This window comes from Kribbella pratensis, assembly GCF_004366075.1.
Taxonomy (GTDB): Bacteria; Actinomycetota; Actinomycetes; order Propionibacteriales; family Kribbellaceae; genus Kribbella; species Kribbella pratensis.
In genome coordinates this window covers 1,526,413-1,549,168 of the sequence record NZ_SODU01000002.1, presented here as the reverse complement: position 1 = coordinate 1,549,168, position 22,756 = coordinate 1,526,413, and the positions used below count along the sequence as shown (strand labels likewise).

Genomic DNA, 22,756 nt, shown 5'->3' with positions numbered 1-22,756 from the left:
CCACGCAGTCGCTGGCCTGGCCGGGGCGTTTGCGCTGGTCAGGGCCCACTTCCTGCCTTGACAAACGCTGTTTCACATGCCTCGTGCGCGCGCGCACCGAAGCTCTGGACATCGCTCCGGCACCCTTCCGGCGGCATCCCGGCGTCCGGCTCGCCCACCCCGAGGGCTACGCTGTGGGGCGCCGGAGGCCGCTGCCTGACGGTGTCCACAGTCGGTCCACAGTCGGCCCGCAGTCGCCGCACACCAGTGCCGCGACAGGTCCGAAAAGCTTGCACGAGAGGGATTCCAGTGCCGATCACGTTGTCCTCGCGGTTCGCCCGGCGTACCGCGCTGGCGGGTGCCGCCGCCACTCTCAGTATCGCGCTGGCGGCGTGCAGCGCGAGCTTCTCCGCGCCGACCCTGCAGCCGTACCAGGCCGCGGAGGGCACCAACTTCGAGTCCGGCCAGGTCAAGGTCCGCAACATGCTGGTGCTGGCCGACGCGGACGGCAAGGGTGAACTGCACAGCGTGATCGTCAACAACGGCGATGCCCCGGAGACCGTGGTCAGCATCGAGCAGGCCGCACCAGGGACGGCCGACGGCCAGGCCGGCTCCGACCAGCCGAGCGAGGTCAAGTTCACCGGGCTCACCAAGCCGCTGGAGCTGGAGCCGCACACCGCGATCGTCCTGCCGGGCACCGGGACCGAGGCGCCGGCCGCCGAGACCAGCCCGAGCACGACGCCGTCGGCAACCCCGACCGAGACCCCGACCCCGGGCGCCGAGGAGGCCGGTCCGGCGATCATCGTGACCGGCGCGAAGCCGGGCCAGATGGTCAACGTGACCATCACCTTCGGCACCGCGGCGCCGGTCTCCGCCTACGTCCCGGTCCTCACCGACGACCACTACACGCCATCCCCGGCCGCCGCCGAGTAGACCTCCAGAACGACAGAACGGGCCGCCCCGACGCGGGACGGCCCGTTCTGCTTGGCACGGCGAGCCAGTGGCCGTGGTTCGCCGTACCAGCTCTTAGTTCTTGCTTGCTGAGGCTGCCTTCGAGAGGCCCGGGAGCACCTTGTCGAGGACCCACGGGACGCTCAGGACACTTACTGCGCTCATGCCGGAGATCACCTGCTGGTCCTGCAGCGCGTACGCGCCCCCGCTCTTGACCGCCTTCAGCGACGAGTAGACCGGGTCGGCCAGGAACTTCTGCGTCCCGATCCCGTCGACGTACGCGATCAGCACGTCGGCGTCGACGTCCGCGACCTTCTCCTTGCTGATCGCCAGCGAGAACTCCTTCTTGGTGTTGGTCTTCTCCAGCGCCTCCACCCCCGGCGCGTTCTTGAAGCCCATCTCGTTCAGGATCTGCACGCGCGGGTCACCCGGCATGTAGACGTAGTTCTCGGCGCCGAACGAGCCGACCGTGATGGTCTTGTCCTTGAACTCCGGGTGCTCGGTCGCGACCTGCTTGATCTTGTCCTGGATCCCGGTGATCAGCTTCTCCGCGTCGGCCTTCTTGCCGAGCGCCTCACCGACCAGCAGCGTCTGGTCCTGCCAGGTGGTCTGCCACGGCGCACCCGGGTACGCGACGGTCGGTGCGATCCCGCTCAGGGTCTTGTACGTCGCCTCGTCGAAGCCCTCGTACGGGGCCAGGATGACGTCCGGCTTCAGCGCCGCGATCTTCTCGAACGGGTACTTGTCGCCGGTGTCCAGCAAAGTCGTCTTCGACTTGTCGAACTTGTCCGCGTCCCACGCGGTGACACCGTCGGCGGTCGGGCCGTAGGTGACCTTCGGCATCCCGACCGGGGTCTCGCCGAGCGCGTAGACCACGTCCTGGGCGTTCCAGCCGAGCGTGACGATCCGCTCCGGCTTCTTGGTGATCGTCGTGTCGCCGAACGTGTTCTTCAGCGTGACCGGGAACCCGGCATCCGCCGTACTCGCGCCGGCGTCGGCCTGCTTGTCGCCGTCACTGCCGCAGGCGGCCAGCGCGGTCGTGGCGAGCAGTACGGCGGTGACCGCACTGACGACCTTGGAACGGGACCAGGACATGTAGTGCTCTCCTTAGATTGCCTCAACTAAGGAGAGCCTAAGCTAACCCCACAGGCCATCGCGACCTGCGGGAGTGTGACTCAGGACTCGAACTTGTAGCCCAGGCCACGCACGGTGACCAGGTGCTGCGGGTTCGACGGGTCCTTCTCGAGCTTCGAACGCAACCGCTTCACGTGCACGTCCAGGGTCTTGGTGTCGCCCACGTAGTCGGCGCCCCAGATCCGGTCGATCAGCTGACCGCGGGTGAGCACCCGGCCGGTGTTCCGCAGCAGCATCTCGAGCAGCTCGAACTCCTTCAGCGGGAGCCGGATCTCGGTCCCGGACACCGTCACCACGTGCCGCTCGACGTCCATCCGGACCGGACCGGCCTCGAGGGTGTCCGGCAGCAGCTCGACGTCCTGACCGCGACGCAGTACGGCGCGGACACGGGCCAGCAGCTCCCGCGGGCTGTACGGCTTGGTCACGTAGTCGTCCGCGCCGAGCTCCAGCCCGACGACCTTGTCGACCTCGGTGTCCTTGGCGCTGACGATGATCACCGGGACGTTGCCCCGGCTGCGGAGCGCCCGGCAGACCTCCGTGCCGGACAGACCCGGCAGCATCAGGTCGAGCAGGACGATGTCCGCACCGGCACGGTCGTACTCGTCCAGCGCGTCCGGCCCGGTCTCCGCGACGGCGACCTCGAACCCTTCCTTGCGCAGTACGTACGACAGCGCGTCGCTGTAGCTCTCTTCGTCTTCGACGACCAGCACTCGGGTCACGAAGCTGTCTCCTTTGTCTTCTGACCTGACGGGGTAGGCGTCAGGGGAACGGCCGGCTCCTCCTGGCTGGTGGAGTCGGTCTGGCCCGGTGCGGGTTCGAGCCGCAACGGGAGTCTCACGGTGAAGGTGGAACCTTGGCCCTCGACGCTCCAGACCCGTACGTCGCCGCCATGGATCGAGGCGATGTGCTTGACGATCGAGAGGCCGAGACCGGTGCCGCCGGTCTCCCGGCTGCGGGCCCTGTCGACCCGGTAGAAGCGCTCGAACACGCGTTCCAGGTCGCTGCTCGGGATGCCTACGCCCTGGTCGGACACGGTGACCTCGACGAGATCCCCGATCGGGTGCGCGGCAACCGCGACCCGGGTGCCGTCCGGGCTGTAGTTGATGGCGTTCTCGACGAGGTTGCCGATCGCCATCGCGAGCTGGTCCTCGCTGCCCAGCACCTCGAGCTCGGGCTCGGTCTTCACCACGATCTTGATGTCCCGGTCCTCGGCGTCGATCCGGCAGCGGTCCACCGCGGTCTCGATGACCCCGTTGATGTCCACCGGGCCGGGGTTTTCCAGCGGGTCGTCGCCCTGCAACCGGGACAGCTCGATGATCTCCTTGACCAGCCGGCTCAGCCGGGAGGCCTCGATCCGCATCCGGTCCGAGAACCGCTGCACCGCCTCCGGGTCGTCGGACGCCTCCGAGACCGCGTCGGCGAGCAGGATCAGTGCGCCGACCGGGGTCTTCAGCTCGTGGCTGACGTTGACGGTGAAGTCCCGCCGGATCGCGTCCAGGCGGCGCTCGCGCGTACGGTCCTCGACCAGCACCAGTACGAGCTGGCTGCCCAGCGGCGCCACTCGGGCACTGACGTACTGCGTTGCGCCCAGCCGGCCCCGGACGATCTCCAGGTCCTGCTGGCGGATTTCGCCGTCGCGGCGGACCTGGCGAACCATGGTCAGGATGTCGTCGACCACGAGCCGCTCACCGCGGACGATGCCGAGCACGTGCGCGGGGGCGCTGGCCTGCAGCACCTGGTCCTCGGGTCCCATCACGACCGCCGAGGACCGCAGTACCGACAGCACCGTGGCGACGCCCGACGGCACCGCAGGCTCCGGGGACTCCGGGATCTTTCGCTGGGCCCGCTCGGAAAGCATCATCGCGCCGAGCGAAAGCAGAGCCAGGGCCGCGCCGATGACGCCGCCCAGCACCGCAGCCAGCGTGGGGTCCACGGCAACGATGCTACGCGGGCGACCAGCAGGGAAAGACCGAATGAGCACCGGATGACCGGGACACGACCTAACTGTTCATCGGTCGTTCACCACTCGTCGCCATCCGGCAACCTCGACGGCATACGGTCACCGGTGGGCGGGGTACCGTGCTGGTCCCCTCCGCGGCACCGGACACCACAGATCGGATTCGAACACCATGCGTGACACGTACCACGAGCAGCTCGACGACATCCTCGCCGAGCTGGAGCGGATGACGCGGACGGTGTCCACCGCCGTACGCCGGTCGACATCGGCCCTGCTGGAGGCGGACATCCGCAAAGCCGAAGAGGTCATCGCGGCCGACATCCAGCTCGATGCCGCCGGTGAGGGTGTCGAGGAGAAGGTCTTCGAACTGATGGCGCGGCAGTCGCCGGTCGCCAACGAGCTGCGGATGCTGGTCGCCGCGCTGCGGATGGTCGCCGACCTGGAGCGGATGGGCGACCTGGCCGCGCACGTGTCGAAGATCGCCCGGATGCGGTACCCGGCGCCGGCGATCCCGGCCGAACTGCACGACGTGATCGAGTCGATGGGGTCCGTGGCCGGGAAGATGGTCGACGCCGCCGGCGACGTGATCGCGTCCCGCGACGTCGAGGCGGCCGGGCGGCTCGAGGCCAGCGACGACGAGATGGACAAGCTGCGCTCGAACCAGTTCCGCCTGATGATGGACGAGGAGTGGCCGCACGGCGTCGAGGTCGCCGTCGACATGGCGCTGCTCAGCCGCTACTACGAGCGCATCTCCGACCACGCGGTCGCGATGGCCCGCCGCGTCGTCTACCTCGTCACCGGCGAACTCCCGGTAGCCATCGGCGGCACCGCCGCCGGCTCCGGCGCCGGCGCCTCCGCCCCCAACCCCAACGGCAACTGACGTTCGACAAGTAGCCCGCAGCAACCAGAAAGTTGCTGCGGGCTACTTTTTTGTCCTGTGGACGTGAGGCAAAAGCACACGCCTGCGGCACGCGGTGGATCTCGATCTGATTACGTTCGGTGATCGATGTAACGCGAGGTGTGCGGCGCGCGATGGGACGGGAAGTGACCCGATCTCGGATCCGCCCCCGAGAAGACATCTCGTGAAAGAGGATTCGCTATGCGAATGCAACGACTCGCCCTCGCGATGGCAGGGATGGGCCTGCTCGCTGCGTCCGTCGTTTCTGCGCCTGCCAACGCCGGCAAGACCGACCCGAAGCCGTGGTCCGACCTGACCAAGCAGTCGAACTCCGCGAAGGCTGCCACCGAGGCCTGCGGGATCTCGACCGGCTACCCGACCGCGGCCGGCACCATGGAGGCAGCCGACGTCCTGGCCGGCAAGCCGCCGCAGGGTGCGCCGTACGAGTCGTTCAAGTTCGTCGGCACCCGCGCGAACGCGACCTGGTACATGGCCGCCAACGCGGCGGGCACCCAGTTCTACTACTACGGCCTGCTGCTGCAGGGCGGGAACCTGTACCGGCACACCACCTACGTGTACCCGTACCGCCCGCCGGTCGCCACCTTCAAGAAGGTCGGCAGCGGCTGGACGAGCTTCAAGACCATCGCCACGTCGAACGACAGCGTCGACGGCCCGAGCCACGCGTACCTGTACGGCCTGAACAGCAACGGCAGCCTGTACCGGTACTCGATCGTCCGCGGCGTCATCAGGGGCCTCGGCTCGTTCCCTGGCTTCAAGGGCTTCAAGACGATGACGGTCATCAGCGAGACCATGACCTACGACACCCTGTTGATGACCACGACCGCGGGTGCCCTGTGGACCGTCCGGATCCCGGTCGCTGCATCGACCAAGCCGATCCTCAAGCGGATCCGCAGCGGCGGCTGGCAGAACTTCGAGTCGCTGGTCGTCGAGAACTGCGGCACCCGCGGCGGCGTCCTCATCGTTGGCGTCGACAACAACACCCAGACCGGCACGCTCTATGCGATGAGCAAGGCGAACGGCGCAGCCACCGCCCTCACCGGCTACGGCAAGATCCCCGGCGTCGTCTTCAACGGCGTCAACTCCGTACGCCTGGGCTACCACTACGACCCGATGCGCGGCGAGTAACCACCACTTCTGCCGGGCGCGTATCTTCACCCCATGCCCGACGAATCCCTGACCGACCGCCTGGTCAACACCGACGTGTCAGCGTTGAGCGGCCTCGAGTTGCGTGCGCATCTCGAGGCCGTGGACCAGCACATGAAGTATCTGCAGCGGTCCGAGCTTGCGCTGCTCGAAGGCAGTCCGGAGGTAGTCGCCCAGAATTCCCAGCTGCGGGACAGGCTCGACTACCTCCGCACGCTCGACCTCGAGGAGCTCAGCGGCCCTGGTTCTTGACGGCTTCGATGGCGGCCTTGGCTGCGGCGGGGTCGAGGTATTCGCCGCCGGGGGTGACGGGCTTGAAGTTGTCGTCGAGCTCGTAGTACAGGGGGATACCGGTGGGGATGTTCAGGCCGACGATGGTCTTCTCGTCGAGGTTGTCGAGGTGCTTGACCAGGGCGCGGAGCGAGTTGCCGTGGGCGGTGACGAGGACGGTCTTGCCGGCGCGCAGGTCCGGCACGATCGCGTCGTACCAGTAGGGCAGCATCCGCTCGACGACGTCCTTCAGGCACTCGGTCGCGGGCAGGATCTCCGGCGGCAGCCCGGCGTACCGCGGGTCGCCGGCCTGGTCGTACTCGGAGCCGCGCTCGATCGCCGGCGGCGGCGTGTCGTACGAGCGGCGGAAGAGCATGAACTGCTCCTCGCCGAGCTCCTCGAGGGTCTGCTTCTTGTCCTTGCCCTGCAGGCCGCCGTAGTGCCGCTCGTTCAGCCGCCAGGAGCGCCGTACGTCGATCCACTGGCGCCCGGCCTCCTCGAGCGCGATGTTCGCGGTACGGATGGCGCGGCGCAGCACCGACGTGTGCAGTACGTCGGGCAGCAGTTCACGCTCCAGCAGCAACTGGCCGCCGCGGTGCGCCTCCTCGACACCCTGGGCGTTCAGGTCGACGTCGACCCAGCCGGTGAACAGGTTCTTGGCGTTCCAGTCGCTGTGGCCGTGGCGGAGCAGGATCAGGCGATAGGTCATACCCGCATGCTATCGAGGCTCCAGCCAGCCCTTGAACGCGTCCAGATTCCGGGTGGACTCGCCGCGCGACACTCGCCATTCGTACTCACGCCGGATCGACGACGCGAACCCCAGTTCGAGGATCGTGTTGAACGACGAGTCGGCGTACTCCAGCACCGCCCCGAGCAAACGATCGACCTCACCAGGTGTGATCGCGTGCAGCGGGACCCGTCCGTCCAGGTGGATGTCACCCAAGTGGTCGACGGCGAACGCGACGCCGTACATCTTCAGGTTCCGCTCCAGCAGCCACCGGTACACGGCCGCATGGTTCTCGTCGGGGTGCCGCGCGACGAACGCGTGCACCTGCACCGCCTGCGCGCCGACCGTCAGCGAGACCGTGGTCTTCAGCTTCCGCTCCCCCGGCAGGTCCGCGCTGAAGACGCCCGGCTCACTCTCGGTGAACTCGAGCTCGTTCTCGGTCAGCACCTGGCGGATCACGTCCGCCGCAGAAACTCTCACCCGGCTACCTCCGCGGCGATCTCCGTCGCCATCGTCTCCGCGGCGGTCCGGTACGCCGCCAGCGTCTTCCGCGCGGTCAGCTCCCAGCCGAACCCCCGTGCGTGCCCGACCGCCGCGTGGCTCATGCTCTCGCGGACGGCCGGATCCGTCGCGATCCGCGCCAGCGCGTCGGCGAAGTCGTCCACCGCGTGCCCGCGCACCAGGAACCCGGTCCGCCCGTCCAGCACCGCCGTACTCAGACCGCCGACAGCCGCCGCGACCACCGGCGTACCGCAGGCCTGGGCCTCCAGCGCGACCAGCCCGAAGGACTCCGAGTACGACGGGACACACACGACGGACGCCGCCCGGTACCAGTCGGCCAGCCGAGCGCGCTCCATCGGCTTCACGAACCGGGTCACGTCGTCGATCCCGAGCGCCCGCGCCAGCTCGGCGTGCGACTCCGGGTGCTCCATCCCGTTGCCCGACGGCCCGCCGATGATCGCGACCACCAGCCGCGACCGCAGCGACGGGTCCCGCTCGAGCATCCGCGCCGCCGCCCGGATCAGCAGATCGGGCGCCTTCAACGGCTGGATCCGGCCGACGAACGCCAGTACGACGGCATCGGCCGGCAACCCGACCTCCTGTCGCGCGGCCATCTGCGAGCCGGGACTGAAGAGCTCCAGATCGACCCCCGGATTCACCACCCCGACCTTCGCGGGCCGGGCGCCGTACAGGTCGATCAGCTCGCGGGCCTCGTCGTCGGTGTTGGCCAGCAGCCGATCCGCGGCCTCGACGACCTGCTCCTCACCGATCAGCCGCGCGGGCGGCTCGGGTACGTCGTCGTCCGCGAGGCTGGCGTTCTTCACCTTGGCCATCGTGTGCATGGTGTGGACCAGTGGGACCGCCCAACGATCGCGGGCGAGCAGGCCGACCTGGCCGGACAACCAGTAGTGCGAGTGGATCACGTCGTACCAGCCGGGCTCGTGGATCGCCTCGGCGCGCAGGACGGCACGGGCGAACGTGCACAACTGGGCGGGGAGCTCGTTCTTCGTCAGGCCCTCGTACGGGCCGGCGGCGACGTTGCGGACCATCACGCCGGGCATCAGCTCGACCCGGGCCGGCAGTGCCGAGGCGGTCGCCCGGGTGAAGACGTCGACCTCGATCCCCAGGCCGGCCAGTTGCTTGGAGAGCTCCACGACGTACACGTTCATCCCGCCGGCGTCCCCGGTCCCCGGCTGGTCGAGCGGTGAGGTGTGCAGGCTGATCATCGCAACCCGCCGGAGTGGACGGTCGGGGGAATCGGTCACCCGGTCAGGGTAACTCCGGGGCTTCGGCCGGGAATCGGGACTTCTCCCTATCCGCCGCCGTCCAGCTGGCCAGCAGCCGCAGATTCTGCTCGGACGGCGACCCGGGATCGACGGTGTAGGTGACCAGCAGCTGGTCCGGCTCGCCGGGAGGCTGCAGGGTCTCGTACCCCACGGTGATGTCGCCGACGAGTGAGTGGTGCTGCGTCTTCGTCCCGAAGGTCTTGTCCTTCACGTCGTGCCGTGCCCACAGCACGCGGAACTCAGGACTCCGGATGGACAGTTCCCCGATCAGCTCGGCGAGTTCCGGGTCGTCCGGGTAGCGGCCGGCGTACAGCCGCAGGTAGCCGACGGTCTCCTCCGCGACCGCGTCCCAGTCCGGGTAGAAGTCGCGCGACGCCGGATCGAGGAAGACCATCCGCGGAATGTTGCGGTCCTTGGGGTCCATGCTGTCGAAGTCCGCGATCAGGGCCGCGGCGAGCCGGTTCCACCCCAGGACGTCCATCCGGCGACCGAGGACGAACGCCGGTACGTCGGTCATCGAGTCGAGCAGCCGTTGCAGGCCGGGTCGCATCCGCTGCGCCGTACGCCGTTTCGCCCGCCGACGAGCCGGTTTCGCCAGCAGAGCAAGGTGTTTCTGCTCGTCCTCGGTCAACTTGAGGACGTCGGCGACGGCGTCCAGGATCTCCTGGGACACGTTCTCGGCGCGGCCCTGTTCGAGGCGGACGTAGTAGTCGGCGCTGACGCCGGCCGCCTGGGCGAGCTCCTCGCGGCGCAGGCCGGGGACTCGGCGTCGCCCGCCGTACACCTTGATGCCGAGGTCCTCGGGCCGCACCCGCGCACGGCGTGAGGTGAGGAACTCGGTCAGCTCCGCGCGACGATCCATGCCCTCCAGTATCCAGGCCGCCCGGAACCGCAACCTGGTCCTGGCAGAACCAGGCTCAGCAGACCACTGGGTAAGCCTCCGCGACCGCTCCACGATCGGTGACATGACTGATCTACAGATTCGCAAGGCAGTGGTCACCGGCGCCGCGAGCGGTATCGGGGCCGCGATCGCCACCCAACTGGCCGAGGCCGGCGCCGCGGTCGCGCTGGTCGCGCGGCGGCAGGACCGCCTCGACGACCTGGCCGGCAAGCTCGGACCGCGGACCTTCGGCGTCGGCCTGAACGTCACCTCGCAGGACTCCGCGGACGCCGGAGTCGCACGGATCCACGAGCGGCTCGGCAGCGTCGACCTGGTCGTGAATGCCGCGGGCGTGATGCTGGCCGCGCCGATCGCGGACGGGCGCCTCGACGACTGGACCCGGATGATCGACACCAACCTGACCGGCGTACTGCGACTGGTCCGGGCCTTCACACCCGACCTGATCGCGGCAGCCGAGGCGGGGCGCACCGCCGACCTGGTGAACATCTCGTCGATCGGGGCGCACGTCGTCTTCCCCGGGTACGCCGTCTACGGCGCGACGAAGGCAGCGCTGACGCACCTGTCCGCATCGTTGCGCGCCGACCTCTCGCCGTACGACGTCCGCGTGACGAACCTCGAGCCCGGGCTGACCGACACCGAACTGGCGACGCACCTGGACGCCCCGGGTCAGGAGCTGATCGCCTCGATGAACGAGCAGATCGGCGCGCTGCACGCGGAGGACATCGCCGACGTCGTCACGTTCACGGTGAGCCGGCGGCGGGAGGTCAACCTCCGCCAGATCATCGCGCTACCGACCCGCCAGGCGTGACGTTTGGTGGGTCTACGTCCACCCCCATTGGCGGACTCGGCCCACTGTGGTCCGGGCCGTCCGCCGAAAGCATTGAACACATGCGTACAGTCCTCGAAGAAGTGAAGTCCTGGCATCGCCCGCTGATGCTGATGGTGCTCGTCATGTCCGGTCTCGTCCTGACCGCAGGCATCGGTCTCGCGGTCGACGGCCGGGAGATCCTCCACGAGTCCGTGTGGCTCAAGCCGTTCAAGTTCGGCCTGTCGTTCGTCCTGTACGGCGCGACGCTCGCGTGGCTGCTCTCCAAGCTGCGTAAGGCGAAACGCTTCGGCTGGTGGACCGGCACCGTGTTCGCGATCACCGGGATCGTCGACGTCGGGTTCATCGCCGTACAGGCCGCGCGCGGGACGTTCAGCCACTTCAACGACAACTCCGACACGTTCAACCAGGTCGGGCAGAAGGTCTTCATGTCAGGGGTCATGGGGCTGTTCGGCGCCAGTCTGGTGGTCGCGATCATGCTGCTGTTCCAGCGGATCGGCGACGCCCCGCTGAACCGGGCAATCCGGGTCGGCATCGGGCTGGCGGTCGCCGGTATGGCACTCGCGTTCTACCTGGTCGGCTCGCAGGGTCAGCGTCAAGAGGTCACGGACGCGTACGGTCACCCGGTCACGTTGGCAGGCAGCCACGGTATCGGCGTCGAGGTGGGCGGGCCTGGTATGCCGTTGACGAACTGGAGCACTGTCGGTGGCGACCTGCGGATCCCGCACTTCGTCGGACTGCACGCGATCCACTTCCTGCTGCTGACGGTCCTCGCGCTGAGCGTGCTGGCCGCGCGGGTCGAGTGGCTGCGGCCGGAGCGCGTCCGCCACCGCCTGGTCGGCGTCGCGGCGTTCGGGTACACCGGCGTGATGATCACCGTGGCGGTGCAGGCGTTCCGCGGGCAGGCTTTGATCCACCCCGACGTACAGACGCTTGGTCTGCTGGGCGGGTTCCTGGCGGTGAGTCTGGTCGCGCTCGCCGGAGTGATCGCGTCAGCCCGACGGCCCATGAGACTCCCGGCCGAGCACACCGAGGCTTTTGAGAAACTTGGGGTATGACTTCGAGCGATCGTCGGTTGGCCGTGGTGACGGGTGCTAGCAGCGGGATCGGGGCCGCGTCGGCGCGGTACCTCGCCCGTGAGGGGTTCGAGGTGATCTGCGCCGCGCGGCGGCTGGACCGGATCGAGGCGCTGGCCAAGGAGATCGACGGCCGCGCGGTGCAGTGCGACGTCACGTCCGCCGAGGACGTCGCCGCACTCACCGCGGCGGTCGGGGACGAGCTGCAGGTGCTGGTGAACAACGCCGGCGGGGCGTTCGGTCTGGAGCCGGTGGCCGACGCCGATCTGGACGCCTGGCGGCGGATGTACGAGGTGAACGTGATCGCGGTCGCCGCGGTCACCAAGTCGTTGCTTCCGGCACTGATCGCCGGGCGCGGCACGATCATCGTGATGGGGTCGACGGCCGGCCAGGTCGCGTACGAGGGCGGCGGCGGGTACGTCGCTGCGAAGCACGGCGCGAAGGCCGTCGTCGACACGCTCCGCCTGGAGCTGTACGACCAGCCGGTCCGGGTCAGCGAGATCGCCCCCGGCATGGTCCGGAGCGAAGGCTTCGCCCTGACCCGCTTCAACGGCGACCAGTCCAAGGCCGACGCCGTGTACGCCGGCGTACGGGAGCCCCTGACTTCTGAGGACGTCGCCGACATCGTCGCCTGGATCGCGACTCGCCCAGCCCACGTCAACATCGACCGCATCACGGTCCGCCCCCGAGCCCAAGCCGCCCAGCACAAGGTCCACCGCGAGTCCTGAGCCAGTTGCCCGGGACACGAGTGAGGCGGCTCACGGGGTGGGTGCTTGCAATTGCAAGCAGCTTGCTAGCACACTGAGGGTATGGCCAAGTTGAGTGATCGGGCGGCTGGGGCGGTGGGCTCCGTCGGGGAGTACCTCGCCGAGCAGCGGCGGCACGCGCAGCTGTCGTTGCGGCAGTTGTCCGACTTGGCCGGAGTGTCGAACCCGTACCTGAGCCAGATCGAGCGCGGCCTGCGGAAGCCGTCGGCCGACGTACTGCAGCAACTCGCGAAGGCGTTGCGGATCTCCGCGGAGACCCTCTACGTACGGGCCGGCATTCTCGATCCGGACGACGACGCCGATGGCGGCCGGCAGGGCACGGGTGTGGTCGACGCCGTCCTGCTCGACCCCGCACTGACCGAGCGCCAGAAGCGCGTGCTGCTGGACGTCTACACGTCGTTCGTCCGCGAGAACACCCCTGAAGAGCCCCCAGCGAAGAAGTCCACGGCTCGCAAACGCAGCACCGACTGAACGAACCTGCTGAAAACACCCGAGGAGAAGCCTGATGGCTACCCGTACGCCTGTTACCCCGTTCTACGCGATCGCCGGCGCCGGCGACCTCGCGGTCGAGAAGGTCCGCGCCGTCGGCGAGGACGTGACCGCCCGGTTCGCCAAGCTCGACCAGAAGAACCTGCAGACCGAGCTCGCTCAGGGGCTCACCAAGGAGCTGACCAAGGCGCAGGCCGAGCTGACCAAGCGCTTCGAGGCGATCGTCGCCGACGCGCGCACCGCCCCGGCCAAGCTGCGTGAGCTCCCGAAGACCGCGCAGGCCGGTTTCACCACCGTCCTCGGCCAGGCCGAGGAGACCTACGAGGACCTGGCCGGCCGCGGCAAGGACCTGGTCGAGCGGATCCGCCACCAGCAGGCCACCGAGGACCTGGTCAGCACCGCCAAGACCACGGTGAGCAAGGCCAAGGCCACTCGCACCACCGCGAAGAAGACCGCCACGAGCGCGACCCGCAACGTCAAGGCGACCGCGACCAGCGCCCGCAAGACCGCGAAGGCCGCCGCCAAGGCTGCCGAGTCGGCCGCGGACAAGGTCGGCGACTGAGCTTCCTGGTCACGACAGACAGTAATGACTCACCCACCTCCGGGTGAATCCTGGGACCGGGCGGTCCACAGCTGCGACTGAGCAGAGGTGGGCCGCCCGGTCTGTCGGTTAGGCTCGTAGCATGATCACCTTCCGGAGCCTGATCCCCGGGTTCGACGATCCGCTGTCGGTCGTCTGGTGGGTGCTGCTTGCGATCAAGCTGGTCGCGCTCGCCGACGCGGTCTTTCGGCCACGGGCGGTGTTCATCGCCGCCGACAAGCTCACCAAGCCAGGCTGGGTGCTGATCCTGGTGGTGTTCACGCTGAGTCAGGTGTTCCAGGGCTGGCTGAGCTTCTTCGGCCTGATCGGCATCGTCGCCTCCGCCGTGTACCTGGTGGACGCCCGTCCCGCTCTCCGCGCCGCCACCGGCCGTGGCCGCGGCGGCTGGGGCGCCATCCGCCGCCGCCGAGGCCCTCGCCCGCTGTAAGAACTACGAGCGGTAGACGATGACCTTGTCGCCGACGTGGACCTCGCCGAAGAGGACCTTGATCTTGGCCAGGTCGCGGACGTTCACGCAGCCGTGGGACGCGCCGTTGTACCCGCGGGCCGCGAAGTCCGACGAGTAGTGCACGGCCTGGCCGCCGCTGAAGAACATCGCGTACGGCATCGCCGAGTCGTACAGCTTCGAGACGTGGTTCCGGCTCTTCCAGCCGACCGTGAAGCTGCCTTCCCGGGTCGCGGTCTTCACTGCGCCGAACCGGACGTCCATCTGCATCTTCACCACACCGTCGACGACGTACCGCAGCTTGCGGGTGGTCTTGTCGATGCACAGCGCCACCCCGGTCGCGCAGCGCGCGTCGAGCTTCTTGCCGTTCACCACTGGCACCGGCGGGTACAGCTCTGTCTGGGTCGGCTCATGCGTGACCTTCACCAACTGGTCCCAGGTGAACTGGTCGAGATACCCGAGCTGGGGAATGCCCTTCGACTTCTGGAACTTCTTCACCGCGGACCGGGTCATGGTCCCGAACTCGTTGTCCAGGTAGCGCTTCTCGAGCAGCTTCAGCTGCACCAGCCGCGCCTCGACCTTGCGGACGTTCGTCCCGCTGGAGCCGTTCTTCCACAGCGCCTTCGGGTAGATCGGCAGCTCCCCGCTGACCTCGAACGGCACCGTCTTCAGGTCCTGCGTGGCCGCGGTCGCAGTCGTTCCGGAACTCAGGAGTGCAGCAATCGCGCCTCCCGCAACCAGCCCGCTCAGCACCTTGCGAATCAACAGCCCGCGCATCGGACACCCCTTCGGTCGCCCCGTTCCTACACTTGTAGGACGTCCCCACTGACGTTTCGGTTGGCCCCTCAGCGTACCGGAGGGAACTCCACATGGAGATCGCACTCAGCACGGCGGACATCACGACGGTGCCCGCGGACGCGATCGTGAACGCCGCTCATCACGCCTTGCGCGGCGGTGGTGGTGTCGACGGGGCGATCCACCGGGCGGGCGGCCGCGAGATCCTCGCGGAGCTCATCGAGCGGTACCCGAACGGCACTCCCACGGGTACGGCGGTGTGGACCACGGCCGGCGCACTACCGGCGACGTACGTGATCCATGTGGTCGGGCCGAACTACACCGCGGGACAACGGGATCCGGCGCTGCTCGAGTCGTGCTACCGCAACGCGCTGCGGATCGCGGACGAGCTCGGCGTACGGACGATGACGCTGCCCGCGGTCTCGGCGGGGATCTACGGGTGGCCCGCACAGTCCGCCGCGGACATCGCCGTCCAGACGTTGCGACGTACGCCGACCAATGTTGCCCAGGGCACCTTCTGTCTGGTGGAGCCGCGACTGTACGAGGCGTTCCGGAACGCGACAGCGGCCGGGGAGTAGTTCCCCGGCCGCTGCCCGAAATTCAGCTCACTTGCTGTAGACGACAACCTTGTCGCCGACGTGCACCCGGGAGAACACCCAGGCGATCTTCTTCTTGTCGCGGACGTTCACGCAGCCGTGCGAGGCGCCGTTGTAGCCACGGGCCTTGAAGTCCGACGAGTAGTGGACGGCCTGACCGCCGCTGAAGAACATCGCGTACGGCATCTTCGAGTGGTACAGCGACGAGACGTGGTTCTTCGACTTGCGGTAGACCTTGAAGACGCCGCTGCGGGTCGGCGTCTTCATCGCGCCGAACCGGACGTCCATGACCTGGATCGGCTTGCCGTTCACGACGTACACCAGCTTGCGGGTCTTCTTGTTGATGCAGAGGACCCGGCCCTTGGTCAGGCACCGCCGGTCGATCCTGTACTTGGCGATGAGCTTGCTCGTGGACGTCGCAGCGGTGGTCTTGACCGCCGCCTTCGGCGGCAGACCCACCGGAGCCGGAGCCGTCGTCGACTTCTGCGCCGACGCCGTAACCTGAGGCGCGGCCTCGGCCGAAGTGGTCGCCGACAGAGCGCCGACGCCCACGAACGCGGCGGCCGTCAGGGTAGCGCCGATCTTACGCAGAATCCCCATGTTTCCCTTGTCCTTCCCCCAAAGAGTGCTTCCACAAGAACAGACGTCGGTACTTCACGTCTGGTTGGTAACGAATCAAAACTTTCTTCCCCCGACCTCTGCCCCACCAGTGGCCGAGCAATGGTGTATCACACCGACGGAGCCCAGGGCACGCTCCGTCAGCCACCGTTTCCAGTTCGTGCTCTACGAGGCCAGCGCGCGCAACCGGCGCAGGACCTCAGGAGCTCCGAGCGCCTGCGCGGTCGCGTGCAGATCGGGGCTGCGGGTGGCGCCGGTGATCGCGACGCGCACGAGCTGCGAGGCCTCGCGGATCGAGCCGACGTACGCCTCCGGATCCTTCTTGTACTCCTTGGCGTTGGGCGCGAACCGGTGCTTACCGGCGAGAGTACGGATCTGGTCGAACCACGCCTGCGGGTCGCCGAGATGCTCGTAGTTCGCCACGAGATCCGCCGCAAACGCCGTGACGACGTCCGCCGCGACGCCGAGCAGAACCAGCCGCTCGTCGGCCGGCCCGTCCACCGGGACGAACAGCTCGGTGAAGAAGAAGCCGTACGCCGGCCGGAAGTCCGACCACTTCCGCAGGTCCTTGCGCGGGTTCTCGACGCCGTCGCGCTCGACCGCGAGCGCCCGCAGCGCGAGGTCCTTCTCTTTGTCGAGCACGGGAACGAGTTCCGCGTCGTACTCCACGGCCCAGGCGCGCACCGCGTCGAGGATCTGCTGTCCACTCAGCGTCGCGATGTGGTCGGCGCTGATGTCCTCGAGCTTCACCAGGTCGACCAACGGACCGGCGACCCCGCACAGGCTGAGGTCGATCGGCGTCGTCAGGGCCTCCGCCAGCGGCAGCTCCGCGAGCCGTCCGTTGGCCAGGCCGCGCAGGTAGTACAGGACCGCGTCGGCCGGGTAGCCGGCGCCGATGTAGAAGTCGACGCCCGCCTCGGGATCCTTGCGCTTCGACAGCTTGCGCTTGCCGCCCGGGATCTGCTTCATCAGCGGCGCGATGTGCGCGTAGGTGATCGGCTCGAACTCCAGCGCCGCGAACAGCTGCTGATGCAGCGGCACCGAGGAGATCCACTCGTCGCCGCGGATCACCAGGTTCACCCGCATCAGGTGGTCGTCGACCGCGTGCGCGAAGTGGTACGTCGGGAGTCGCGGCGACTGGTCCGACGCCTTCAGGATGACCGCGTCGTTGCGATTCGCCTCGTGCTCGAGCCGCCCGCGGATCGCGTCGACGAAGCTGGTCCGCTGCCCGTCGGCGTCATCCGGCGTCCGGAAGCGCACGACGTACGGCGCACCCTCCGCGAGCTTGGCCGCGACGGCGGACGGGTCCGCGTCGCGCCAGGTCGCCCACTTGCCGTAGTACCCGGTCGGGACCTTGGACGCCTGCTGGCGGGAGGTGATGTCGGCGAGCTCGTCCTTCGTCGCGAAGCACAGGTACGCCTTGCCCTGCCGGAGCAGGTGCCGCACGTAGGTCAGGTAGATCTGCTCGCGCTCGGACTGCAGGTACGGCCCGTACGCGCCGTGGTCCTTGTCCTCGTCGGAGCTGATACCGAAGTACTCGAACGCCCGCGCGAACTGCTCGAGCGCGCCCTCGACCTCCCGCGACTGGTCGGTGTCCTCGACGCGGACCAGGTACACCCCGCCGGTGTTCGACGAGATGTCGCGGTCGATCATCCCGACGTACACGCCGCCGATGTGGATGAACCCGGTCGGCGACGGGCCGAGCCGCGTGACCTTCGCCCCCTCGGGCAGCTCCCGCTGCGGATACCGGTCCTCCCAGTACTGCGGCTCGGGGAGGTCACTCGGGAACAGCCCGTCGATCACGGCACGCTCCAGCATCATCAGCTCTTCGACTTACGGCCGAGCTTGGCGCGCTCGATCTGGGTGAGGGCGACCTTGCGCATCCGGATCGCGTCCGGCGTGACCTCGACGCACTCGTCCTCGCGGCAGAACTCCAGCGACTGCTCCAGCGACAGCTTGCGGGCCGGCACCAGCTTCTCGAACTCGTCGGCGTTCGAGCGGACGTTCGTCATCTTCTTTTCCTTGGTGATGTTGACGTCCATGTCGTCCGAGCGCGAGTTCTCGCCGACGATCATGCCCTCGTACACCTCGGTGGCCGGCTCCACGAACATGGTGCCGCGCTCCTGCAGGTTGATCATCGCGTACGACGTGGCCGCGCCGGCCCGGTCGGACACGAGCGAACCGGACGGCCGCGTACGCAGCTCGCCGAACCACGGCTCGTACCCCTCGAAGACGTGGTGCGCGATGCCGGTACCACGGGTGTCGGTGAGGAACTCGGTGCGGAACCCGATCAGCCCGCGGGCCGGGACCAGGAACTCCATCCGGACCCAGCCGGTGCCGTGGTTGGTCATCTGCTCCATCCGGCCCTTCCGGACCGCGAGCAGCTGGGTGACGGTACCGAGGTACTCCTCCGGGCAGTCGATCGTCAGACGCTCGACCGGCTCGTGCCGCTTGCCGTCGATCTCGCGGGTGACCACCTGCGGCTTGCCGACGGTCAACTCGTAGCCCTCGCGGCGCATCTGCTCGACCAGGATGGCCAGCGCCAGCTCACCACGGCCCTGAACCTCCCACGCGTCCGGGCGCTCGGTCGGGAGCACCTTCAGCGACACGTTGCCGACCAGCTCGCGGTCGAGCCGGTCCTTGACCAGGCGGGCGGTGACCTTGGTGCCCTTGGTCCGGCCGGCCAGCGGCGAGGTGTTGGTGCCGATCGTCATCGAGATGGCCGGCTCGTCCACGGTGATGAGCGGCAGCGGCTTGGGGTTGTCCGGGTCGGTCAGGGTGTCGCCGATCATGATCTCCGGAATGCCCGCGATCGCGACGATGTCACCCGGGCCGGCCGAGTCGCCGGGGACGCGCTCGAGCGCCTCGGTGACCAGCAGCTCGGTGATCTTGACCTTCTGGATCGTGCCGTCGTGGCGGCACCAGGCGACCTGCGCGCCCTTCTTCAGGGTGCCCTCGTGCACCCGGACCAGCGCGAGCCGGCCGAGGAACGGCGAGGCGTCCAGGTTGGTGACGTGCGCCTGCAGCGGCGCGTCCTCGGTGTACTCCGGGGCGGGCACGTTGTTCAGAATCGTCTCGAACAGCGGCTCGAGGTCCTCGGAGTCCGGCATACCGCCGTCGGCGGGCTGGTTCAGCGAGGCGCGGCCGGCCCGGGCCGAGGCGTAGACGACCGGGAAGTCCAGGGCGGACTGGTCGGCGTCGTGGTCGAGCAGGTCGAGGAACAACTCGTACGTCTCGTCGACGACCTCGGAGATCCGGGCGTCCGGACGGTCGACCTTGTTGACCACCAGGATCACCGGCATCTGCCGGGCCAGCGCCTTGCGGAGCACGAACCGGGTCTGCGGCAGCGGGCCCTCGGAGGCGTCCACCAGCAGCACGATCGCGTCCACCATCGACAGGCCGCGCTCGACCTCGCCGCCGAAGTCGGCGTGACCGGGGGTGTCGATGATGTTGATCGTCATCTGCTCCCCGTTGGCCATCTTGTGCCGTACGGCGGTGTTCTTGGCGAGGATCGTGATGCCCTTCTCACGTTCCAGGTCGCCGGAGTCCATCGCCCGCTCATCCACGTGCTGATGGGCTCCGAAGGCGCCGGACTGCCACAGCATCGCGTCGACGAGGGTGGTCTTCCCGTGGTCGACGTGGGCCACGATCGCGACGTTGCGCAGGTCGTTACGGACAGGCATGAAGGAGCGCTCCAGTCATCAGAGGGTGTGTAGGCGGTGGCTACGGCTGGTTTCACGTGCCACTCGACACAGGGCGCAGCCCTTTCAGTCTACCCGTCACGGCTCGTGTCCAGAAAACGGCAAGATGCTTGACGTTTGTTGACTGGACGTCCAGTCTATAAACGGCGCCTGGGGAGGGGCCGGAACAACGGGGGGTCAGCCCGAGGCGCCGGGCACGCGAATGGGGGGTTGCCCGGCGCTTCAGGCTTCGACCGGGAGAGGAATCAGTGCCGCGATCGGCGACCGTCAACCGGGAGCTGCGGGAGCGCTCCCGGGAACGCATCCTGTCCGCGGCGCTGGAGACCTTCGCCGCCAAGGGCTACGAGGCCGCGTCGATCTCCGACATCACCGCCGCCGCGGGCGTCTCCCGCGGCCTGGTCTCGTACTACTTCGCCACCAAGGAACAACTGGCCGCCGAGCTCCTGGACCGCTGGCTGGACGGCATCGCGGGGATCCTGAACATCCAGGGAACTCCGGACGAACGACTGGCCGGCATCATCGACGGCGCCCTGATGGCGGCCGCGACCACGCTCCCGATCCAGCGGCTCGCGATCACGCTGATGATGCAGCCGACCACCCACGACGTGTTCGCCCGCGTCGAGCAGGCCAAATCCGGCCGCCTGTCGCTGGTCGAGGACGCGATCCGCGACGTGTTCGCGGCCCGCGGCGCCGCCGACCCGGCCGTCGAGGAGATGTTGCTCAGAGCAACCTTGGAGGGGGTGACCGTCAAACTCGCGATCTACCGCGAGACCTTCCCCCTGGAGGCGATCCGCACCCGCCTGTACGCCGGCTACGACCTGCCCGCGCCGACCGCCCCGCTTCCGATCGCCTCACCCGCGGTCGACCGCTTGCGTGCCAAATGACCCGGGCGGAGTCCAGTCGAAGATCCGTGTGCCGTTCCTGAGCGCGGCCCGTGGCGGGGTGATCCGCAGCATCGCGTTCCGCAACCACTGACCACGCGGACCGACCTCCGCGCCCGTCCGCCCCATCCACGCCGACCGGCTGACAATCCTCTGTGTACGCCGATACCGCTGCGACTCGTACTCCCGCAGCCCGGCCGCCAGCTCGCCACCGGCCGGAATCACCAGCCCGAGCGTCACCGCGTCCTCGAGCGCCGAGTTCGCGCCCTGCCCGAGCGTCGGCAGCATCGGATGCGCCGCGTCTCCGATCAGCACGGTCCGCCCGATCGTGTACCGCGGCAGCGGCCGCTCCAGCACCCACACGTCGTGCCGGATCACCTCGTCCGTCGTCTCGGTCAACGCCCGTACGTCGGGAGCCCACGCGGCGAAGTACTCGCGGACCGCCCGCACCTCGTCCCCGATCGGCCGGCCGCTCGGCATCGCGACGTACCCGTACCAATAGACATCGTCGGCGCTGATCCGCAGCGCCCCGAACTCGGCGCGCGGCCCCCACGTCATCGCGAACCGGTCGTCGACCGTGGTGTCGGGTGTCGCCGCACGCCAGCAACTGAAGCCGCTGTAGCGCAGACGCGTGGAGAACAAGGCGTTCCTGGTCGTACTGCGGATCCCGTCCGCACCGACCACCAGATCGGCCCGCGCACTGTGAGTCCCGTCCGCCGACTCCCACGTCACCCGGGCTCGCTCACCACCCACCGCTCCGGGTTCGACCGCAGTGACCCGAGCACCGGTCACCAGGTCGGCGTCCTGCGCCTCGACCAGCGCCTGGTGCAACCGCTGCCGATGGATCCCGATCATCCCGGTGTCACCACCATCAGGCGCTTTGAGCAACCATTTCCCGTCCCACCGCCGGGTCCCGGCCGCGCGCACGTCGTACCCACTCCGCCGGATCCGCTCCGCGGCACCGAGCTCCTCGGCCGCCCGCTGTCCGTTGACAGTCACAACGAGGCCTGCGCCGACCTCGCCCAGCTCGGGCGCACTCTCCAACACCCGCACGCGCCACCCGGCCCGCCTCAAGGCCCCAGCGGCTGCCACTCCGCCGATCCCCGCTCCGACCACGATCGCCGCATCCACACATCCACCTTAGGAACACCGGGTGTCGCGCGGGTGACCGCCTTTCCGGAACGACGGGGCTGGGGGGTCAGGCGAACGTCGGTGCGTGCGGACGGACTGCGCCGACCACGTTGTCTCCGCCGGTGAGGTCGAAGTGGAGGTGGTTCTCGATCGTCTCGTTCGTGATGCCGAGGCGCTGGAGGGTCGCCGCCATCACGACCTTGCGGGCGCGCGGCGTACCGTCCTCGAGCTTCAGCGCGATACCGGTGCCGTCCGCGAGACCGACGGCGTACACGCCCTCGGCGCCGGCCTTGCAGAACAGGCCGTTGACGGCTCGCATCAGCTCGGCCTCGTCGCGCGTACTTCCGCTGGCGTACTCCGGGTACTCGCGGAAGGCCTGGGCGATCCGCCCCTCCTGGGAGTCCGCGGCCGCAGCCGCGAACAGCCCAAATGAGCGGGCCAGGCCGGAGAGCGTGAGCGCGAAGATCGGGGCGCCGCAACCGTCGATCGCGACGTACGAGACCTTCTCGCCCGCGGCGTCCTCGATCGCGGCGCGGATCTCCTTCTGCAGCGGGTGATCCGGCGAGCGGTAGGTCTCGAGATCCCAGTCGTTGAGCGTGCTGGTCAGCAACATCGCGGCGTGCTTGCCGGAGCAGTTCATCACGACCCGCTCCTTGCCGTGACCGGCCTTGACCCAGGCGTCCCGGGTGTCGTCGTCCAGCGGGTACGCGACCGGCGTCTGCAACGCAGTCTCGTCGAGGCCGGCGGTCGCGAGGATCTGCCGTACGCCGTCGACGTGGAACTGCTCACCGGAGTGCGAGGCACCCGCGAGCGCGAGCAGCTTGCCGGTCAGCGGGAGGCCGTTGCGGAGCATGCCAAGGGCCTGCATGGGCTTGTTGGACGAGCGTGGAAACATCGGCTGGTCCACGATGCCGGCGGACCAGTCGACGGTGCCGTCGGGATTGGTCACGACGACGGAGCCGCGGTGGTGGCCTTCGACGAAGTCGCTACGGACGACGTCGGCCAGGATCACAGGTTCGGTCACGGCTGAACTGTACAGGTGCAAAACACCGGGTTGCGAAT

Annotated in this window: 25 protein-coding genes; 12 read left to right on the top strand and 13 right to left on the bottom strand. The window is 68.5% G+C overall.

Annotated features, from left to right (window positions below):
• The first annotated feature begins 288 nt into the window (after positions 1-288).
• Positions 289-912 carry a hypothetical protein gene (locus EV137_RS22460; protein WP_134130609.1) on the top strand — a complete coding sequence of 208 codons (624 nt, stop codon included), beginning with the start codon at positions 289-291 and terminating at the stop codon, positions 910-912.
• Positions 913-1,005: 93 nt separating this feature from the next.
• Here the strand turns inward: EV137_RS22460 and EV137_RS22455 are convergent, their stop codons facing one another.
• From EV137_RS22455 to EV137_RS22445, 3 genes are all read right to left on the bottom strand, one after another.
• The gene (locus tag EV137_RS22455) at positions 1,006-2,025 is read right to left on the bottom strand and encodes an iron-siderophore ABC transporter substrate-binding protein (protein ID WP_134130608.1); all 1,020 of its coding nucleotides are present in this window, start codon (positions 2,023-2,025) and stop codon (positions 1,006-1,008) included.
• A gap of 80 nt (positions 2,026-2,105) precedes the next feature.
• Positions 2,106-2,783: a winged helix-turn-helix domain-containing protein gene (locus EV137_RS22450; protein ID WP_133787236.1), complete on the bottom strand. Its 678-nt coding sequence runs from the start codon at positions 2,781-2,783 to the stop codon at positions 2,106-2,108.
• Positions 2,780-3,997 (bottom strand): sensor histidine kinase, encoded by a 1,218-nt coding sequence (locus EV137_RS22445; protein ID WP_134003307.1) that lies wholly within the window; start codon positions 3,995-3,997, stop codon positions 2,780-2,782. The genes EV137_RS22450 and EV137_RS22445 overlap by 4 nt, the downstream gene beginning before the upstream one ends.
• A gap of 196 nt (positions 3,998-4,193) precedes the next feature.
• Here EV137_RS22445 and phoU point away from each other — a divergent pair, with 196 nt between their 5' ends.
• From phoU to EV137_RS22430, 3 genes are all read left to right on the top strand, one after another.
• Positions 4,194-4,901: a phosphate signaling complex protein PhoU gene (gene phoU / locus EV137_RS22440; protein ID WP_134003305.1), complete on the top strand. Its 708-nt coding sequence runs from the start codon at positions 4,194-4,196 to the stop codon at positions 4,899-4,901.
• A gap of 219 nt (positions 4,902-5,120) precedes the next feature.
• Positions 5,121-6,065, top strand: coding sequence for a hypothetical protein (locus EV137_RS22435; RefSeq protein ID WP_134130607.1), 945 nt, complete (start codon positions 5,121-5,123; stop codon positions 6,063-6,065).
• A gap of 33 nt (positions 6,066-6,098) precedes the next feature.
• Entirely contained in the window at positions 6,099-6,335 is a 237-nt protein-coding gene (locus EV137_RS22430) for a hypothetical protein (RefSeq protein WP_134003301.1), read from the top strand.
• Here the strand turns inward: EV137_RS22430 and EV137_RS22425 are convergent.
• The 4 genes from EV137_RS22425 to EV137_RS22410 are packed head-to-tail and all read right to left on the bottom strand — an operon-like array spanning position 6,316 to position 9,729.
• The gene (locus tag EV137_RS22425) at positions 6,316-7,062 is read right to left on the bottom strand and encodes a phosphoglyceromutase (RefSeq protein WP_133787231.1); all 747 of its coding nucleotides are present in this window, start codon (positions 7,060-7,062) and stop codon (positions 6,316-6,318) included. The two genes, EV137_RS22430 and EV137_RS22425, sit on opposite strands and share 20 nt — an antisense overlap.
• A 9-nt stretch (positions 7,063-7,071) precedes the next feature.
• Entirely contained in the window at positions 7,072-7,560 is a 489-nt protein-coding gene (locus EV137_RS22420; RefSeq protein WP_134003299.1) for a type III secretion system chaperone family protein, read from the bottom strand.
• Complete coding sequence (gene mshA, locus EV137_RS22415; protein ID WP_134130887.1) at positions 7,557-8,807, bottom strand: D-inositol-3-phosphate glycosyltransferase; 1,251 nt, start codon at positions 8,805-8,807, stop codon at positions 7,557-7,559. Before mshA ends, EV137_RS22420 begins: the two co-directional genes overlap by 4 nt.
• 43 nt (positions 8,808-8,850) lie before the next feature.
• Positions 8,851-9,729 (bottom strand): helix-turn-helix domain-containing protein, encoded by an 879-nt coding sequence (locus EV137_RS22410; protein ID WP_134130606.1) that lies wholly within the window; start codon positions 9,727-9,729, stop codon positions 8,851-8,853.
• 103 nt (positions 9,730-9,832) lie between these two features.
• On the opposite strand from EV137_RS22410, the gene EV137_RS22405 reads away from it, so the two are divergent.
• The 6 genes from EV137_RS22405 (at position 9,833) to EV137_RS22380 (ending at position 13,954) form a co-directional block, all read left to right on the top strand.
• Complete coding sequence (locus tag EV137_RS22405; protein WP_134130605.1) at positions 9,833-10,576, top strand: SDR family oxidoreductase; 744 nt, start codon at positions 9,833-9,835, stop codon at positions 10,574-10,576.
• Positions 10,577-10,656: 80 nt separating this feature from the next.
• The gene (locus EV137_RS22400) at positions 10,657-11,652 is read left to right on the top strand and encodes a hypothetical protein (protein ID WP_134130604.1); all 996 of its coding nucleotides are present in this window, start codon (positions 10,657-10,659) and stop codon (positions 11,650-11,652) included.
• Entirely contained in the window at positions 11,649-12,398 is a 750-nt protein-coding gene (locus EV137_RS22395) for an SDR family NAD(P)-dependent oxidoreductase (RefSeq protein ID WP_134003291.1), read from the top strand. The genes EV137_RS22400 and EV137_RS22395 overlap by 4 nt, the downstream gene beginning before the upstream one ends.
• Positions 12,399-12,479: 81 nt before the next feature.
• Positions 12,480-12,908, top strand: coding sequence for a helix-turn-helix domain-containing protein (locus EV137_RS22390; RefSeq protein ID WP_134003289.1), 429 nt, complete (start codon positions 12,480-12,482; stop codon positions 12,906-12,908).
• Between the two features lie 34 nt (positions 12,909-12,942).
• The gene (locus tag EV137_RS22385) at positions 12,943-13,488 is read left to right on the top strand and encodes a hypothetical protein (RefSeq protein ID WP_134130603.1); all 546 of its coding nucleotides are present in this window, start codon (positions 12,943-12,945) and stop codon (positions 13,486-13,488) included.
• A gap of 121 nt (positions 13,489-13,609) precedes the next feature.
• The gene (locus EV137_RS22380) at positions 13,610-13,954 is read left to right on the top strand and encodes a DUF2516 family protein (protein WP_134130602.1); all 345 of its coding nucleotides are present in this window, start codon (positions 13,610-13,612) and stop codon (positions 13,952-13,954) included.
• A gap of 3 nt (positions 13,955-13,957) precedes the next feature.
• Here EV137_RS22380 and EV137_RS22375 read toward each other — a convergent pair whose 3' ends face one another.
• Entirely contained in the window at positions 13,958-14,749 is a 792-nt protein-coding gene (locus EV137_RS22375) for a L,D-transpeptidase family protein (protein ID WP_134130601.1), read from the bottom strand.
• Positions 14,750-14,841: 92 nt separating this feature from the next.
• On the opposite strand from EV137_RS22375, the gene EV137_RS22370 reads away from it, so the two are divergent.
• Positions 14,842-15,345 (top strand): macro domain-containing protein, encoded by a 504-nt coding sequence (locus EV137_RS22370; RefSeq protein ID WP_134130600.1) that lies wholly within the window; start codon positions 14,842-14,844, stop codon positions 15,343-15,345.
• A 27-nt stretch (positions 15,346-15,372) separates the two neighbouring features.
• Here the strand turns inward: EV137_RS22370 and EV137_RS22365 are convergent, their stop codons facing one another.
• From EV137_RS22365 to typA, 3 genes are all read right to left on the bottom strand, one after another.
• Positions 15,373-15,963, bottom strand: a complete 591-nt coding sequence (locus tag EV137_RS22365) for a L,D-transpeptidase (RefSeq protein ID WP_134130599.1) — start codon at positions 15,961-15,963, stop codon at positions 15,373-15,375.
• A 183-nt stretch (positions 15,964-16,146) separates the two neighbouring features.
• Positions 16,147-17,799 carry a glutamate--tRNA ligase gene (locus tag EV137_RS22360; RefSeq protein WP_134130598.1) on the bottom strand — a complete coding sequence of 551 codons (1,653 nt, stop codon included), beginning with the start codon at positions 17,797-17,799 and terminating at the stop codon, positions 16,147-16,149.
• A gap of 2 nt (positions 17,800-17,801) precedes the next feature.
• Positions 17,802-19,664, bottom strand: coding sequence for a translational GTPase TypA (gene typA / locus EV137_RS22355; RefSeq protein WP_133787222.1), 1,863 nt, complete (start codon positions 19,662-19,664; stop codon positions 17,802-17,804).
• A 266-nt stretch (positions 19,665-19,930) separates the two neighbouring features.
• Here typA and EV137_RS22350 point away from each other — a divergent pair, with 266 nt between their 5' ends.
• Complete coding sequence (locus tag EV137_RS22350) at positions 19,931-20,566, top strand: TetR/AcrR family transcriptional regulator (protein WP_134003277.1); 636 nt, start codon at positions 19,931-19,933, stop codon at positions 20,564-20,566.
• On the opposite strand, the gene EV137_RS22345 is transcribed toward EV137_RS22350, so the two are convergent.
• Both EV137_RS22345 and EV137_RS22340 read right to left on the bottom strand, forming a co-directional pair.
• The gene (locus tag EV137_RS22345) at positions 20,534-21,694 is read right to left on the bottom strand and encodes an FAD-dependent oxidoreductase (RefSeq protein WP_134130597.1); all 1,161 of its coding nucleotides are present in this window, start codon (positions 21,692-21,694) and stop codon (positions 20,534-20,536) included. The genes EV137_RS22350 and EV137_RS22345 overlap by 33 nt on opposite strands.
• Positions 21,695-21,761: 67 nt before the next feature.
• Positions 21,762-22,718 carry an asparaginase gene (locus EV137_RS22340; RefSeq protein WP_134130596.1) on the bottom strand — a complete coding sequence of 319 codons (957 nt, stop codon included), beginning with the start codon at positions 22,716-22,718 and terminating at the stop codon, positions 21,762-21,764.
• Between the last annotated feature and the right edge of the window lie 38 nt (positions 22,719-22,756).

What these genes read in the sequence shown, in the direction of transcription:
- EV137_RS22455 (WP_134130608.1), bottom strand. Translation starts at nt 2,025, where the DNA reads ATGTCCTGGTCCCGTTCCAAGGTCGTCAGTGCGGTCACCGCCGTACTG.
- phoU (WP_134003305.1), top strand. Translation starts at nt 4,194, where the DNA reads ATGCGTGACACGTACCACGAGCAGCTCGACGACATCCTCGCCGAGCTG.
- EV137_RS22435 (WP_134130607.1), top strand. Translation starts at nt 5,121, where the DNA reads ATGCGAATGCAACGACTCGCCCTCGCGATGGCAGGGATGGGCCTGCTC.
- EV137_RS22430 (WP_134003301.1), top strand. Translation starts at nt 6,099, where the DNA reads ATGCCCGACGAATCCCTGACCGACCGCCTGGTCAACACCGACGTGTCA.
- EV137_RS22425 (WP_133787231.1), bottom strand. Translation starts at nt 7,062, where the DNA reads ATGACCTATCGCCTGATCCTGCTCCGCCACGGCCACAGCGACTGGAAC.
- mshA (WP_134130887.1), bottom strand. Translation starts at nt 8,807, where the DNA reads ATGATCAGCCTGCACACCTCACCGCTCGACCAGCCGGGGACCGGGGAC.
- EV137_RS22410 (WP_134130606.1), bottom strand. Translation starts at nt 9,729, where the DNA reads ATGGATCGTCGCGCGGAGCTGACCGAGTTCCTCACCTCACGCCGTGCG.
- EV137_RS22405 (WP_134130605.1), top strand. Translation starts at nt 9,833, where the DNA reads ATGACTGATCTACAGATTCGCAAGGCAGTGGTCACCGGCGCCGCGAGC.
- EV137_RS22400 (WP_134130604.1), top strand. Translation starts at nt 10,657, where the DNA reads ATGCGTACAGTCCTCGAAGAAGTGAAGTCCTGGCATCGCCCGCTGATG.
- EV137_RS22395 (WP_134003291.1), top strand. Translation starts at nt 11,649, where the DNA reads ATGACTTCGAGCGATCGTCGGTTGGCCGTGGTGACGGGTGCTAGCAGC.
- EV137_RS22390 (WP_134003289.1), top strand. Translation starts at nt 12,480, where the DNA reads ATGGCCAAGTTGAGTGATCGGGCGGCTGGGGCGGTGGGCTCCGTCGGG.
- EV137_RS22385 (WP_134130603.1), top strand. Translation starts at nt 12,943, where the DNA reads ATGGCTACCCGTACGCCTGTTACCCCGTTCTACGCGATCGCCGGCGCC.
- EV137_RS22380 (WP_134130602.1), top strand. Translation starts at nt 13,610, where the DNA reads ATGATCACCTTCCGGAGCCTGATCCCCGGGTTCGACGATCCGCTGTCG.
- EV137_RS22375 (WP_134130601.1), bottom strand. Translation starts at nt 14,749, where the DNA reads ATGCGCGGGCTGTTGATTCGCAAGGTGCTGAGCGGGCTGGTTGCGGGA.
- EV137_RS22370 (WP_134130600.1), top strand. Translation starts at nt 14,842, where the DNA reads ATGGAGATCGCACTCAGCACGGCGGACATCACGACGGTGCCCGCGGAC.
- EV137_RS22365 (WP_134130599.1), bottom strand. Translation starts at nt 15,963, where the DNA reads ATGGGGATTCTGCGTAAGATCGGCGCTACCCTGACGGCCGCCGCGTTC.
- EV137_RS22360 (WP_134130598.1), bottom strand. Translation starts at nt 17,799, where the DNA reads ATGCTGGAGCGTGCCGTGATCGACGGGCTGTTCCCGAGTGACCTCCCC.
- typA (WP_133787222.1), bottom strand. Translation starts at nt 19,664, where the DNA reads ATGCCTGTCCGTAACGACCTGCGCAACGTCGCGATCGTGGCCCACGTC.